The organism is Pelagibius sp. (assembly GCF_965249265.1).
Classification (GTDB): domain Bacteria; phylum Pseudomonadota; class Alphaproteobacteria; order Kiloniellales; family Kiloniellaceae; genus Pelagibius.
In genome coordinates, this window is sequence record NZ_OZ252224.1 from 1965856 (window position 1) to 1979199 (window position 13344).

A 13344-nucleotide genomic window follows, 5' to 3' on the forward strand; every position below is an offset into this window, starting at 1 on the left:
ATCCAATGTTCACCGGTATTGTCACAGACCTCGGCTCCCTTCGCGCGATTGAGCAGCGATCGGACGCCCGCTTTATCTTCGACACCGGCTATGACACCACGGCAATCGCGGTGGGGGCTTCGATTGCCTGTTCGGGCGCCTGCCTGACGGTGGTGGACAAGGGGGCCGGGTGGTTTGCGGCCGACGTTTCCGCCGAGACCCTCTCCAAGACCACCCTGGGGGACTGGCGGGCAGGCACCAAGGTGAATTTCGAGCGTTCGCTTCGGCTCGGCGACGAGCTGGGCGGCCACCTGGTCTCCGGCCACGTCGATGGCGTCGCCTCCGTGATCTCCCAGCAACCGGAGCAGGGGTCTCTGCGGATCGTCTTTGAGGTCCCGCCGGATCTGGCGAAGTTCATCGCGCCAAAGGGTTCGGTGGCGCTGGATGGGGTTTCCTTGACCGTGAACGAGGTTGAGGGGAGCCGTTTTGGGGTTAATCTGATCCCCCACACAGCCGCGGCGACAACGCTGGGCGGCAAGCAACCCGGCGACCGGGTTAACCTGGAAATCGACCAGCTCGCGCGCTACGTTCACCGTCTGCTGGACGGAAGGCTTTAGATGGAACAGACAGAAGAACCCTGGCGCCTGACTTTCGGCGAGATGATCTCGCCGATTGACGAGATCATCGAGGAAGCGCGTAACGGCCGGATGTTCATTCTGGTCGACGACGAAGACCGGGAGAACGAGGGCGACCTGATCATCCCCGCCCAGATGGCGACCCCCGATGCGATCAATTTCATGGCCCGCTACGGCCGCGGCCTGATCTGCCTGGCGATCACCCACCAGCGGATCGAGGAGCTGGGCCTGCCGCTGATGGCCAGGAAGAACGAGGCCCGAAATCAGACCGCCTTCACCACCTCTATCGAGGCGCGCGAAGGCATCACGACGGGTATCTCAGCGCCCGACCGGGCCCATACGGTGGCGACGGCAATCGACCCCAGCAAGGGGCCGGACGACATTGCAACGCCGGGCCATATCTTTCCGCTGATGGCGCGTGACGGTGGCGTTCTGGTTCGGGCGGGGCACACTGAGGCTGCCGTCGACCTTGCGCGGCTGGCCGGTCTCAATCCCTCGGGCGTCATCTGCGAGATCATGAACGACGATGGGACCATGGCCCGCCGTGACGATCTGATCGCTTTTGCCCAGCGGCACGGTCTGAAGATCGCCACCATCGCCGACCTGATCTCTTATCGCCGCCAGCACGACTCCTTCGTGGAGCGGCGCCTCGAAAGCCGCTTCGAGAGCCGTTTCGGCGGCGAGTTCAATCTCGCGGTCTACGTCAACACCATCAATTACGCTGAGCATGTAGCGATCTGGAAAGGCAAGCTTTCCGGCCCGGATCCGGTCCCCGTGCGCATGCACGCGATCAATGTCCTTGACGATATTCTGGGCGACAAGGCCAGCGGTAAGGCCGGTGACCTGCAACAGGCCATGCGCATCATCGGCGAAGAGGGCAGGGGCGTCGTTGTTCTGATCCGAGAGCCCTCGGCGGATGCCCTGTCGGCATCATTGAAGTCGAGGCTCGAAGGCAAGGCCAAGGCCGGCGGCGAGCTGCGCGACTACGGCGTCGGTGCGCAGATCCTGTTGGACCTGGGCGTCCGCGACATGGTTCTGCTTTCCAATACCAAGCGTACGGTGGTCGGCCTGGATGGCTACGGACTGCGCATCGTTGCCCAGCGCGCGCTTGGAAATGGGGGAGGGGAATGAGCGACCCTATCGATGACCGGCCACACATTCTGGTGGTCGAGAGCCGCTTTTACGAAGGTATTGCAGATGCCCTCTACGCCGGTGCAAGCGCAGCGCTGGACGCGGCGGGGGCGACCCATGAACGTGTCGATGTCCCGGGCGCTTTTGAGGTGCCGGCAGTGGTTCAGATGGCGGTCAAATCGATGGATTTCTTTGCCGGCCGGCGGCGCTTTGACGGCTATGTCACGCTCGGCTGTGTTATTCGCGGCGAGACCTCGCACTACGACTACGTCTGTGGTGAAAGTGCCCGGATGCTGCAGGACTTGGCCTGCCGCCATACATTAGCCCTGGGGTATGGCATCCTTACCTGCGAGAACATGGAACAGGCCAAGGTCCGCGCGGCGGTGGACCAGAAAAACAAGGGCGGAGACGCGGCTGCGGCCTGTCTTGCAATGCTGGACGTAAAGCGGCGCTTTCATCTGTTTCCGCGCTGATCGAAACCCTGAGTGCTGGATCGAAACCAAGTGACAAGCAGTAGCAAGTCTTCCGGCGGGAAAGCCGGTCATCGGCGACCCTCGGGCCTCAGCGCCGCCCGCCTGCTTGCGGTTCAGGCGCTCTACCAGATGACCGTGAACAAGGAACCGGCCGCGCAGGTTATCGCCGAATTTCTGAAACACCGCGTCGATGAGGATCTGGAAGGCCTGAAGCACGGCGCTGTCAATCGCGACCTCATGATCCAGCTTGTCCAGGGCGTTTCCGAGCAGGCGGATACCTTGGACGACATGCTGGCGGCGGTGCTGGACGACGATTGGACCGTCGAGCGCTTGGAAATTCTTCTGCTTGCCCTTCTGCGGGCAGCCACGTTTGAGCTCTCGGAGCGCGCGGAGGTTCCGGCCCGTGTGGTGGTCTCAGAGTATGTCGATCTCGCCAATGCCTTCTTCGATGGCCGCGAGACATCATTTGTGAATGGCCTGCTCGACCGCTTGGCGCACATCCTGCGGATGGAAGAGTTCGGCGACGCCGGCGCGCTGCCGGACATCTCCTGAACCGGATCGGTGGCGGCGCCTTGCCTCGCATCACCGGTGAATTCGCGCTGATTGAGCGCTATCTTGCGCCTCTTTCCACTGGCTCTGAGGGTGCCTTCGGGCTGAAGAACGACGCCGCCGTGCTGGATATGGCAGCCGGTGAACGCTTGGTGGTCACGGTCGATTGCATGGTCGCCGACCGTCACTTTCTCGCCGATGACCCGCCGGACAGCGTCGGCCAAAAACTGCTGCGGGTCAGCCTCTCGGACCTGGCTGCCATGGGGGCGGAACCGCTGGGTTACCTGCTGTCGGCCTCCTGGCCGCCGGATACGCAGGAAGCCTGGGTGGCTGCTTTTTGCGAAGGACTGGCGCGGGATCAAAGGCTCTTCAGCATCGCTCTGCTGGGCGGGGACACAACGGCTACGCCAGGGCCCATGACCCTCTCCCTTACGGCTTTTGGTCGGGTTCAAGGGAACGAGGTTCTGGATCGCGCATCCTTACGGCCCGGCGATGATCTTTATCTTTCCGGTACGCTTGGCGATGCATTTCTGGGACTGCAAGTCCTCCAGGGGAGAATCGACGGGCTGTCACCGGCGGCGCGCGAAGCGCTCGTTGCGCGCTATCGCTGTCCGGAGCCCCGGGTCGCTTTGGGCCGGGCTCTCCTGGCGGACGGCTTGGCGAAGTCGGCCCTCGATGTTTCCGACGGTCTGGCCGCGGACCTTGGTCATTTGCTGGAGGCTTCAGGTGTCGGTGCGGAACTGCGCCTGGACGCGATGCCGCTTTCGGCGGCGGCTGAGGAAGGGCTGGCGCGCTTGGGAGCGGCACCTGAGATTCTTGTTTCCGGCGGTGATGACTACGAGTTGCTCTTCGCTGCCGCCCCGGACCGCCGCGCGAAGATAGCCCGGCTGTCCGAGACACTGTCCCTGAGACTCACGCGCATTGGCCGGGTGAAGGCCGAAGCCGGCCTGACCGTCCTTGATGCCGCATCGCGTCCGCTATCCTTGGGGTCAGCCGGCTGGACTCATTTTTAGATATACTTTTCAATTGGTTAATGCTTAACGGCATCTTTACTCGCCCCCCTTATGAATGGCGGAGGGATTGGTCCTTTTACCTTGGAGCGGAGCCTCTTGCGGGTCGTCATTCTCATTGTGGTCGCGGTCGTGCTTCTGGTAGGCGCCGGTGGCGGCGCCTGGTGGTTTCTCATGGGCCCCGGCGCTCAAAAGACCGAGGAATTGATCTCTCAGATCAACAAGCCCGAGCCTGTTTTCGTGGAGCTCCATCCCCTGATCATCTCGCTGATTCAGGAAGGAGAGGTGACACATCACGTCACCATGCAACTGACACTGCAGCTTTATGACGCCTGGGATAAGGATCTCACCGATCGAAACATGGCCCGTCTTCGCGATGCTTTTCTGAAGGAAATGCATTCTCTCTATTCTCTGCGGATGGTGCGGAAGGCCGGGTTCGAGTCGCCGCTGGTGCAAAAGCGCATTCTCGAAATCTGCGACCGCCTGCTGGGGGAGGGGGTCGTGGCCGAGGTTCTGATCCGGGAACTGGAACGGCGCCAACCCAACGCTGCCTGAGGTCCTATTTGCAGCCCGGCCCCTCTGCCGGTGCGGCATCCCGACGCAGAGATCAGCTATGCTGAAAGAAGGCTAGTCTCCCCGGGCGCCGTCGCTACACTGGGGCCATGGAAGAAGCTTCGTTGCCCGCGCGCCGACCGATGATGCGCAACGTGATCCTGCTCGCGGTCTGTCAGGCCCTGGGCATGAGTTGCCTTGCCCTGTCGATAACCATCACCGCGCTGGTGGGCAGTGGCCTGGCTCCCGATCCGACCTTGGCCACGTTCCCTTTGGCCATCCAGTTCGTGGCTACGGCGGCCTTCACAATTCCCGCGTCTCTGTTCATGGGCCGGTTCGGCCGGCGTGCTGGTTTTACCCTCGGTGGTCTGCTGGGCGTTGCGGGCGGGATCGTCGCCTGTCAGGCCGTCATCATCTCCAGTTTTTCGCTCTTCTGCCTCGGCGCCGCTCTGCTGGGCGGATTTGCCACCCACATCGCGCTGTATCGCTTCGCCGCGGCAGAGGTGGCGGGAGCGGAGCACAGAAGCCGGGCAATCTCTCTGGTCATGGTGGGCGGCGTCGCTTCGGCGATCCTCGGGCCGGAACTGGCAAAATGGACCCGGGAACTCTTCGCACCTATTCTGTTTGCCGGCGGCTACGCCGCCATCGCCGCCCTTGCCTTCATCGGCCTCGTATTGGTCCAGGCTGTAGACCTGCCGCCGCCTTTGACGCGGAAGCAGAAGGCGGCGGGGCGCCCGCTGAGGGAGGTGCTCCGCCAGCCGGCACTTATCGTGGCTGTTCTCTCGGCGATGATCGCCTACGGTTCCATGAACCTGATCATGGTCTCCACGCCGCTGGCGATGATCGCCTGCGCCCATCCTTTCGAAACCGCCGCCTTTGTCATCCAATGGCACGTTGTCGGCATGTATGCGCCCTCTTTCGTGACCGGGCATATCATTGAGCGAATCGGGGTGCTTCGTGTCATCACCATCGGCGCTTTTTTGATTTTCAGCTGCGTTGTGGTCAATCTGACCGGCGTCGAGTTCCTGCAGTTTTGGAGCGGTCTGGTGCTTCTGGGCGTCGGCTGGAACTTCATGTATGTCGGGGCGACCAGCCTGCTCACGGAAACCTACAGGCCGGAAGAACAGGCCCGGGTTCAGGCTTTCAACGAGTTCATGGTTTTCGGCACGACGGCCGTTACCGCCTTGGCTTCAGGCGCTATTTTCAGCACTTTCGGCTGGCAGGCCGTCAATCTCGGGGTTGTCGTGCCGGTGGTTTTTGCCGCTGCGGCGGTGTTCTGGCTCGCCCGTCAGCGGGCGCAGGCCGCCGGCTAGGGCGGCTTGGACGGCATCAGGCTTCGGCCAGCGAAGATTTGCCCCAGCAGAACTGCGCAGTAGCGGTTGCTATCCCGGGGCGATTCTGGCATTTTCCGCGCGATTTTGGGGTGCTGCAGCATGGCAGCTAAGTCTTCGCGCTCGGTCGCAGTCGCCTGACCGGCCTATCTATCTTGAGGGATTCCTTATGTCGAACGAGTTGTACGTGGTCATCGGCTGCGGGCTGCTTGCCCTGGTCTACGGTGGCTGGGCTACCATGTCGGTGCTCTCAGCCTCCGCCGGAAACGCCCGCATGCAGGAAATTGCCGCTGCGGTACAGGAGGGGGCGAAAGCCTATCTGAACCGCCAGTACCGGACGATCGCCATCGTCGGTGTCGTGATCTTTGTTCTCCTGTCCGTCGTTCTCGACGTTAGGGAGGGTATCGGCTTTCTGATCGGTGCCGTGCTTTCCGGTGCCGCCGGTTATATCGGCATGCATGTCTCTGTCCGGGCCAACGTGCGTACGGCGGAGGCTTCGCGCACCGGCTTGGCTGAAGGTCTTTCCGTGGCCTTCCGCTCCGGCGCCATCACCGGCATGCTGGTCGCAGGCTTGGCCCTTCTGGCCGTTGCCGGCTACTACGCCGTGCTGCTGGTCATGGGGGTGGGCGAGCGTGAAATCTCGGTTGCCCTGGTGGCCCTCGGCTTCGGCGCTTCGTTGATTTCGATTTTCGCACGTCTCGGCGGCGGCATCTTCACCAAGGGCGCCGACGTCGGCGCCGATCTGGTGGGTAAGGTCGAAGCCGGCATTCCGGAAGACGATCCCCGCAACCCGGCGGTGATCGCCGATAACGTCGGCGACAATGTCGGCGACTGCGCGGGCATGGCTGCCGACCTTTTCGAAACCTACGTCGTGACAGTGGTCGCGACCATGGTTCTGGCGACCATCTTTGCCGTCAACGACCCGAACATCTCCTCATTGGTGATGTATCCGCTGACCGTCGGCGCGGCCTGCATCGTCACCTCGATCATCGGGACTTTCTTCGTGAAGCTCGGATCCTCCCAGAACATCATGGGGGCGCTCTACAAGGGCTTTGTCGCCTCTGCGGTTCTCTCGGCGGTGTTGCTGTGGCCGGTAACCGACCACGTGGTCGGCATGGATACGGTGATGAACGCGGGCGGCGTTACCTTCGATGGTCTCGACCTCTACATCTGCGGCATCATCGGTCTGGTCGTGACCGGCGCCATCATCTGGATCACGGAGTACTACACCGGTACGGAATACCGTCCCGTCCGCTCCGTCGCCGAATCCTCAGTGACCGGCCACGGCACCAACGTCATTCAGGGCTTGGCGATCTCGATGGAAGCGACGGCGGTGCCGGCGCTGATCATCTGCGCCGGCATCATTGCCACCTATCTGCTGGCCGGTCTGCTGGGCATCGCCATTGCGGTGACCACGATGCTGGCCCTTGCGGGCATGGTGGTTGCGCTTGATGCTTACGGCCCGGTGACCGACAACGCCGGCGGCATTGCCGAGATGGCGGAGTTGGAGGATGAGGTCCGCAAGACCACCGACGCTCTGGACGCGGTCGGCAATACCACCAAGGCGGTGACCAAGGGTTACGCCATTGCGTCGGCCGGCCTCGGTGCCCTGGTGCTCTTTGCGGCCTATACCTCGGATCTGGCGCTCTTCGTATCGGAAGGCTCCATTCAGCCGGGCGCGCCGGTCGACTTCTCGCTGTCCAATCCCTACGTGGTGGTCGGCCTCATCATCGGCGGTCTTCTGCCCTATCTCTTCGGGGCCATGGGCATGACGGCGGTTGGCCGTGCGGCGGGTTCGGTGGTGATCGAAGTCCGCAGGCAGTTCAAGCAGATCCCCGGGATCATGGAAGGCACTGGCAAGCCCGAGTACGGCACCTGCGTGGACCTTCTGACGAAGGCAGCCATTAAGGAGATGATCATCCCCTCAATGCTGCCGGTCCTTTCACCGGTGGTGCTCTACTTCGTCATCCTGCTCATTGGCGGACAGGCTGCGGCGCTCAGTGCCGTGGGCGCCATGCTGCTGGGTGTCATCGTCACCGGCATTTTCGTCGCCATCTCGATGACCGCCGGCGGCGGTGCCTGGGACAATGCCAAGAAGTACATTGAAGACGGCAATCACGGCGGCAAGGGTTCAGAGGCCCACAAGGCTGCTGTGACCGGTGACACGGTCGGCGATCCCTACAAGGATACCGCAGGGCCGGCGGTCAATCCGATGATCAAGATCACGAACATCGTGGCCTTGCTTCTGCTGGCGATCCTGGCGCACTAGCTGCTGCGCCAAAAGTAAAAGGGCCCCGGAAGCGTGCTTCCGGGGCCCTTTTTTGTGCCTGATCGCCGGCCTTGGCCGCGGGCTTAGTTGGAGCCTGAACCGCCGAAGCGTCCCAGGTTGCCGAACAACTGCTGCAACAGCGTCAGATCCTTGCCTTCCGTCGGCGTGATCCGCTCGACGGGCTGGATTTCCTGAGCGTCGGCAAGCGAATAACTTGTGGTTTGGTCGACGTAACCCGCTTCGTCGAAGGTCACGACGAGAACCTTGCGGTCCAAGACCTCAGGCTTCAGGAAGGCGAATTCCTGGGTTTTTTGGCCGATGTAGTACCACTTGCGGTCCTGGAAGGTGGAAACGGTGGAGGGCGATCCGAGGAGATCCGCAACATCCTGGCGGCTGTGAACCCCCGGCTCCAGGACAGCGACGTCCTCCACATCGGGCATATTGCCGCGAACCTGAACCGGTCCGCCGCAAGCCGCCAGGCCCAGACAAGCTGCCGTCAGCGCCAAGGCTGGCAAAGCGAAAACCCGCCGGCGCAGGGACTGCTCCTTCGTTGCGATCACGATAAACCTCTCATTTGACCCCGAACAGCTTGATTAAACCGTCAGGTGGTGCCATTTCAAGCCCCAAAATAGGGCTGCTCAGGGCAGACCCGAGACTGATCGTTCCCTCGAATTTCCGTGATCTATATGATTTTCAAGCGATTTTTCGGAACTAAGCCAGATGAGGACATCGCCTGGACGCTTTACGGCGAAATCGTCGAGCAGGCACGCAGGCCGGCGCTGTTCGCGGATATGAAGATTCCCGACAGCGTCGATGGCCGGTTTGAGTCCATCGTCCTCCATATGGTTTTGGTGCTGCGCCGCCTGAAACGGGACTTTCCGGAGGGCGAGATGTTGGCGGGCGCTCTTCAGGAAGCTTTCTACGCCGATATGGACCGTTCCTTGAGAGAGATGGGGGCCGGTGATTTGGGGGTCGGCAAGCGGGTGCAGCGCATGGCAGAGGGCTTTACCGGGCGCCTGGCCGCCTACGAAGCGGCCCTGGACGACGACCCGGGCGCGGAAGGCGAAGATGATCTGTCGGCGGCCCTGCTGCGCAATGTTTACGGTACCTTGCCGAGCGGCGCGGTCGACCCTGCCGACCTTGCGAAATACGTGACGGCGCAGGCTGCGGCGCTGGATGGCCAGGACGGGGCGGCCCTGCGTCGCGGCAAGGTCGGATTCGCCGCCCCCTAGCGGCTGAAAGCACCGGATTTGTGGTCTTTTAAGGGGATTGACCCGGGCCTTCCCAAACCCTATGGTGCGCCGCTTTTTGACGCTGGAGACGGAGGGCTGCCATGGGCGGATCAACCGCGAAGGCGACGAGCGAGTTCTCAAGGATTGTGACCTTGGACCGGCTTGGCGAACACAAGGTCGCCGAGCGCATAGAGGCGACGGTTGAGGAGAGGGCGCTGGTTTCAGCGCGCCTGGGGCTGCTGGGTCTTGATAGCCTGAGCGCCGACTGCCGGTTGTCGCCGGGGCTTGGGGGCTTGATCGTCGTGGACGGTCGCTGGGCTGCAGAGCTGACGCAAGCCTGTGTGGTAACCCTGGAACCGGTGCATCAGTCGCTTTCCGGCGACTTTCAGGTGTCTTATCAGACGCTGGTTGCCGGAACGAAGGTTGAGAGCGAAGTTTTGGTGGACCCTGAGGCTGATGACCCGCCCGAGCCGCTGCCCGGGGAGGGAATCGACCTCGGCGAGTTGGTGGTGCAGGAATTGGCGGTTTCGCTGGATCCATACCCGCGTGCCGCGGGTGCGGAGCTTCCAGACCGCTACCGGCCATCTGAAGACGAGGGGGAGACCAGCCCCTTCGCCGCACTGAAGGTGCTGAAGAGTAAACGATAGGTTAGGTTACCTTTGCCTCGAGATCCTGGCTTTGCTTGATGAAGAGGCTGAGATTGGCTAAGTAGTCGCTTGTGAAGGCAAGCCTAGCCTGATGAAGAAAGACGAGAATCATGGCAGTTCCTAAGAGTAAAATCTCCAAGTCCAGGCGCAACCAGCGGCGGGCCCACGATGCCCTTGCAGCTAGCAACTATCATGAGTGTCCCAACTGTGGCGAGTTGAAGCGGCCGCACCATGTCTGCGCTGCCTGCGGTTACTATGACGGCCGCGAAGTTGCGGATGCGGAGAGCATCTAAGGCCCGGCCTGTGCGACTGTTTCTGGCAGTTGACCGCAGGCGGAGCTGAGCGGGCCTATGGGCAAGGCGGTTACGATCGCATTGGATGCCATGGGCGGCGACGCGGCACCGGATATGGTGGTTCGTGGCGCCAATATTGCGCGTGAACGCTTCCCTGAAGTGCGCTTCCTAATGTTTGGACGGAAGTCCGAGGTTGAACCGCTCCTCAAGCGCAAGAAGGGCCTGAAGGCGGTGACCACGCTGCTGCATACCGACGATGTGGTGAGCAGCGAGGAAAAACCTTCGATAGCGCTGCGCTCCGGCCGCAATTCCAGCATGCGCTTGGCGATCAATGCCGTTCAGGCCGGCGAGGCCGACTGTGTTGTCTCGGCGGGGAATACCGGCGCCCTGATGGCCATGGCGAAGTTCGTGCTGAAGACCCTGCCGGGGATCAACCGGCCGGCGATTGCCTCTTTCTTTCCGACGATGCATGGCGAGTCGGTCATGCTCGATCTTGGCGCCAATGTGCATTGCGACGCCGAGAATCTGGTCGATTTTGCGGTGATGGGCAACGCCTTCGCCCGCTCGGTGCTCGGTCTGCTTCAGCCCAGCTTCGCGCTTTTGAACGTCGGGTCCGAAGACACCAAAGGTCATGAGGCTTTGCAGGAAGCCAATACCATCCTGCGTGAAAGCGCCATTCCCGGCGAGTTCCTCGGTTTCGTGGAAGGCGACGACATCGCCAAAGGCACCGCCGATGTCATTGTGACGGACGGTTTCACCGGTAACGTCGCCCTTAAGACGGCCGAGGGAACGGCCAAGCTGATCAATGAGTATATGCGCCACACCTTCCGGTCATCGATTCTTGCCAGTCTCGGCTACCTGCTGGCCCGCCCCGCCATGCGCAAGCTGCGCGAACGGGTCGACCCCCGCGGGTACAACGGGGCGATGTTTCTGGGACTGAACGGTATTGTCGTGAAAAGCCACGGCGGAACCGATGCGCTGGGCTTTGCCAATGCCATCGGCGTCGCGGTGGATATGCACCGGCACGGCATCATCGAGAAAATCCGCTCGGACCTGGCGTTGTTGGATCGCGGCCCCGACAAAGCACAAGTGGCTGCCGTCTAGTGATGTTCCGATCCCTTGTCACTGGCTGTGGGGCCTATCTGCCCTCACAAGTCGTCACCAATGCCGACTTGTCAAAGCGCGTCGATACCGACGACGCGTGGATTCGCCAGCGCACCGGCATCTGCCAGCGCCATATCGCGGCGGAAGGCGAAATGACCTCGGATCTGGGGCTCGCGGCGGCGAAAGAGGCGCTGGCCCAGGCCGGCGTGGCGGCGGATGCCATCGATCTGATCGTCTGCGCCACGTCGACCCCGGATGAAACCTTCCCGGCGACCGCGACCCGCATTCAATACGGCCTCGGTATGGCCGGCGGTGCGGCCTTTGATGTTCAGGCGGTCTGCAGCGGTTTCGTCTATGGGCTTTCGGTAGCGGACAACTTTCTGCGCAGCGGCCAGGCCTCGAAGGCCCTGGTGATCGGCGCCGAGACCTTTTCGCGTATCCTCGACTGGGAAGACCGCTCGACCTGTGTGCTCTTCGGCGACGGGGCGGGGGCCGTGGTGCTGGAAGGGATCAAGCAGGACGGCCCGCCCAACGGCAAGGACAGAGGAATCCTGTCCACCCATCTGTACTCCGACGGCAGCCACCACGACGCGCTCTACGTCGATGGCGGGCCTTCTTCCACTCAATCGGTCGGACACCTGCGTATGGAGGGCCGGGAGGTCTTCCGCCACGCCGTGGTCCGCATGGCCGAGGCCGTGGATGCTGCCCTGGAGGCCAATGGGCTGACGCCGGGAGATGTCGATTGGCTGGTGCCGCACCAGGCGAACATCCGGATTATCGAATCCATGGGCAAACGGCTCAATCTGCCCAGCGACCGGGTCGTTGTAACGGTCGACCGTCATGCCAACACCTCCGCCGCTTCCATCCCGCTGGCCCTGAACGAGGCCATCGGCGACGGGCGTATCAGGTCCGGCGACCTTCTGATGATGGAAGCCATGGGCGGCGGCTTTACCTGGGGCTCGGCTCTGGTTCGCTGGTGATCCGGCGTCCGCGCCAAGCCCTGAATTCCCCAGGTTGTCAAGCTGCGTCAAAAATTAGTCGCATCCTACGGTATTCCCTGCATAATTGACCGTCAATTGACGTTGCGTTAGTGTCTTAAGAATCAGAAAAGCATAGGAGGGGAGCATGGCCGGAGGGACAATTACCAGAGCGGATTTAAGTGAGGCCGTCTATCAGGAGGTCGGGCTGTCGCGCAACGAGTCCGCCGATTTGGTCGAATCGGTCCTTAACGAGATTTCGGACGCTTTGGTGCGGGGCGAGATGGTGAAGCTCTCGTCTTTCGGCAGCTTCTCGGTCCGGGAAAAGGGGGAGCGTATCGGTCGCAATCCCAAAACCGGTGAAGAAGTTCCGATCTTACCCCGACGCGTGCTGGTGTTCCGTGCGTCGCATGTTCTAAAGAATCGGATCAACGATTCGCTGAGCAACACGGTCAGCGAAGCCGCGCACTAGAGTCTTTCAAGGCGCTGAACAGTATAGGATCAGCATGCAAGCCAGTCGTTCTGCCGGTAAGTCAGCATCCGCTTTTCGGACCATCAGTGAGGTCAGCGAAGAGCTGGATGTGCCGCAGCATGTCCTGCGCTTTTGGGAGGGCAAGTTCAGCCAGGTCCGCCCGCTCAAACGTGGCGGCGGCCGCCGCTACTACCGCCCTGAAGACATTGCCTTGCTGCGCCGGATCAGGGATTTGCTGTACAGCGAAGGCTATACGATCAAGGGGGTTCAGAAGCTCCTGCGGGAGGGGCGCGCCAAGGAAGACGGGGCCGAAGCCGACACCGCCCCGGCGGCCGGCACGGCTTCCGCCGGAGCTGGCGACGCTGGCAAGGTTGAAGAGATCCAGGCGATCATTGCGGAACTCAGCGAGTTGAGCGCCCTGCTCAAGAAGGCTCGTTAAGGGGACGCCGAAGACAATGATCCGGGCATTGCCAACCCTCGGATCCACGGCTATACAAAGGCCGCGCGGGAGGTCGCGCAGCAATGAATTGGCGGAGCGTAGCGCAGCCTGGTAGCGCACCACACTGGGGGTGTGGGGGTCGTAGGTTCAAATCCTGCCGCTCCGACCATTTCATTGAGAGCCGCTTGTCATTGCGGCTTTTTTTGTGCCTGCACGCTGGCAGGCAGGGTCGGGGTTTGACGCCTCATGCC

Annotated in this window: 16 protein-coding genes and 1 tRNA gene; 16 read left to right on the plus strand and 1 reads right to left on the minus strand. The window is 62.1% G+C overall.

Annotated features, from left to right (window positions below; genetic code table 11):
* Positions 1–5 precede the first annotated feature (5 nt).
* The 8 genes from ACP146_RS09330 to ACP146_RS09365 all read left to right on the plus strand — a co-directional run bounded on the left by ACP146_RS09330 (position 6) and on the right by ACP146_RS09365 (position 7929).
* Positions 6–596: a riboflavin synthase gene (locus tag ACP146_RS09330; protein ID WP_422366484.1), complete on the plus strand. Its 591-nt coding sequence runs from the start codon at positions 6–8 to the stop codon at positions 594–596.
* Entirely contained in the window at positions 597–1745 is a 1149-nt protein-coding gene (ribB, locus tag ACP146_RS09335) for a 3,4-dihydroxy-2-butanone-4-phosphate synthase (RefSeq protein ID WP_422366485.1), read from the plus strand.
* The gene (gene ribH, locus ACP146_RS09340; protein ID WP_422366486.1) at positions 1742–2218 is read left to right on the plus strand and encodes a 6,7-dimethyl-8-ribityllumazine synthase; all 477 of its coding nucleotides are present in this window, start codon (positions 1742–1744) and stop codon (positions 2216–2218) included. Before ribB ends, ribH begins: the two co-directional genes overlap by 4 nt.
* Positions 2219–2248: 30 nt before the next feature.
* Positions 2249–2770, plus strand: a complete 522-nt coding sequence (gene nusB, locus ACP146_RS09345) for a transcription antitermination factor NusB (protein ID WP_422366487.1) — start codon at positions 2249–2251, stop codon at positions 2768–2770.
* A 20-nt stretch (positions 2771–2790) separates the two neighbouring features.
* Positions 2791–3780, plus strand: a complete 990-nt coding sequence (gene thiL, locus ACP146_RS09350) for a thiamine-phosphate kinase (RefSeq protein WP_422366488.1) — start codon at positions 2791–2793, stop codon at positions 3778–3780.
* A gap of 81 nt (positions 3781–3861) precedes the next feature.
* Positions 3862–4332 carry a flagellar basal body-associated FliL family protein gene (locus ACP146_RS09355; protein WP_425032483.1) on the plus strand — a complete coding sequence of 157 codons (471 nt, stop codon included), beginning with the start codon at positions 3862–3864 and terminating at the stop codon, positions 4330–4332.
* Between the two features lie 122 nt (positions 4333–4454).
* A complete protein-coding gene (locus ACP146_RS09360) occupies positions 4455–5642 on the plus strand; it encodes an MFS transporter (protein WP_422366490.1) in 1188 nt (395 codons plus the stop codon).
* 187 nt (positions 5643–5829) lie between these two features.
* Positions 5830–7929 (plus strand): sodium-translocating pyrophosphatase, encoded by a 2100-nt coding sequence (locus ACP146_RS09365; RefSeq protein WP_422366491.1) that lies wholly within the window; start codon positions 5830–5832, stop codon positions 7927–7929.
* Between the two features lie 83 nt (positions 7930–8012).
* Here the strand turns inward: ACP146_RS09365 and ACP146_RS09370 are convergent, their stop codons facing one another.
* On the minus strand, positions 8013–8489 hold the full coding sequence (locus tag ACP146_RS09370; RefSeq protein WP_422366492.1) for an outer membrane protein assembly factor BamE: 477 nt from the start codon (positions 8487–8489) through the stop codon (positions 8013–8015).
* A gap of 126 nt (positions 8490–8615) precedes the next feature.
* On the opposite strand from ACP146_RS09370, the gene ACP146_RS09375 reads away from it, so the two are divergent.
* The 8 genes from ACP146_RS09375 to ACP146_RS09410 all read left to right on the plus strand — a co-directional run bounded on the left by ACP146_RS09375 (position 8616) and on the right by ACP146_RS09410 (position 13262).
* The gene (locus ACP146_RS09375; protein WP_422366493.1) at positions 8616–9161 is read left to right on the plus strand and encodes a ubiquinol-cytochrome C chaperone family protein; all 546 of its coding nucleotides are present in this window, start codon (positions 8616–8618) and stop codon (positions 9159–9161) included.
* Positions 9162–9262: 101 nt separating this feature from the next.
* On the plus strand, positions 9263–9808 hold the full coding sequence (locus ACP146_RS09380; RefSeq protein WP_422366494.1) for a YceD family protein: 546 nt from the start codon (positions 9263–9265) through the stop codon (positions 9806–9808).
* A 110-nt stretch (positions 9809–9918) separates the two neighbouring features.
* Positions 9919–10101, plus strand: a complete 183-nt coding sequence (gene rpmF / locus ACP146_RS09385) for a 50S ribosomal protein L32 (protein WP_422366495.1) — start codon at positions 9919–9921, stop codon at positions 10099–10101.
* Positions 10102–10158: 57 nt separating this feature from the next.
* Positions 10159–11205, plus strand: a complete 1047-nt coding sequence (gene plsX, locus ACP146_RS09390; RefSeq protein WP_422366496.1) for a phosphate acyltransferase PlsX — start codon at positions 10159–10161, stop codon at positions 11203–11205.
* Complete coding sequence (locus ACP146_RS09395) at positions 11205–12185, plus strand: beta-ketoacyl-ACP synthase III (protein ID WP_422366497.1); 981 nt, start codon at positions 11205–11207, stop codon at positions 12183–12185. Before plsX ends, ACP146_RS09395 begins: the two co-directional genes overlap by 1 nt.
* 145 nt (positions 12186–12330) lie before the next feature.
* Positions 12331–12654: an integration host factor subunit alpha gene (locus ACP146_RS09400; protein ID WP_422366498.1), complete on the plus strand. Its 324-nt coding sequence runs from the start codon at positions 12331–12333 to the stop codon at positions 12652–12654.
* A gap of 34 nt (positions 12655–12688) precedes the next feature.
* Positions 12689–13093 carry a MerR family transcriptional regulator gene (locus tag ACP146_RS09405; RefSeq protein WP_422366499.1) on the plus strand — a complete coding sequence of 135 codons (405 nt, stop codon included), beginning with the start codon at positions 12689–12691 and terminating at the stop codon, positions 13091–13093.
* A gap of 92 nt (positions 13094–13185) precedes the next feature.
* Positions 13186–13262 (plus strand) — tRNA-Pro (locus tag ACP146_RS09410).
* The last annotated feature ends 82 nt before the right edge of the window (positions 13263–13344 follow it).

Coding starts and splice junctions, on each gene's coding strand:
- ACP146_RS09330 (WP_422366484.1), top strand. CDS start 6: ATGTTCACCGGTATTGTCACAGACCTCGGCTCCCTTCGCGCGATTGAG.
- ribB (WP_422366485.1), top strand. CDS start 597: ATGGAACAGACAGAAGAACCCTGGCGCCTGACTTTCGGCGAGATGATC.
- ribH (WP_422366486.1), top strand. CDS start 1,742: ATGAGCGACCCTATCGATGACCGGCCACACATTCTGGTGGTCGAGAGC.
- ACP146_RS09365 (WP_422366491.1), top strand. CDS start 5,830: ATGTCGAACGAGTTGTACGTGGTCATCGGCTGCGGGCTGCTTGCCCTG.
- ACP146_RS09375 (WP_422366493.1), top strand. CDS start 8,616: ATGATTTTCAAGCGATTTTTCGGAACTAAGCCAGATGAGGACATCGCC.
- ACP146_RS09380 (WP_422366494.1), top strand. CDS start 9,263: ATGGGCGGATCAACCGCGAAGGCGACGAGCGAGTTCTCAAGGATTGTG.
- rpmF (WP_422366495.1), top strand. CDS start 9,919: ATGGCAGTTCCTAAGAGTAAAATCTCCAAGTCCAGGCGCAACCAGCGG.
- plsX (WP_422366496.1), top strand. CDS start 10,159: ATGGGCAAGGCGGTTACGATCGCATTGGATGCCATGGGCGGCGACGCG.
- ACP146_RS09400 (WP_422366498.1), top strand. CDS start 12,331: ATGGCCGGAGGGACAATTACCAGAGCGGATTTAAGTGAGGCCGTCTAT.
- ACP146_RS09405 (WP_422366499.1), top strand. CDS start 12,689: ATGCAAGCCAGTCGTTCTGCCGGTAAGTCAGCATCCGCTTTTCGGACC.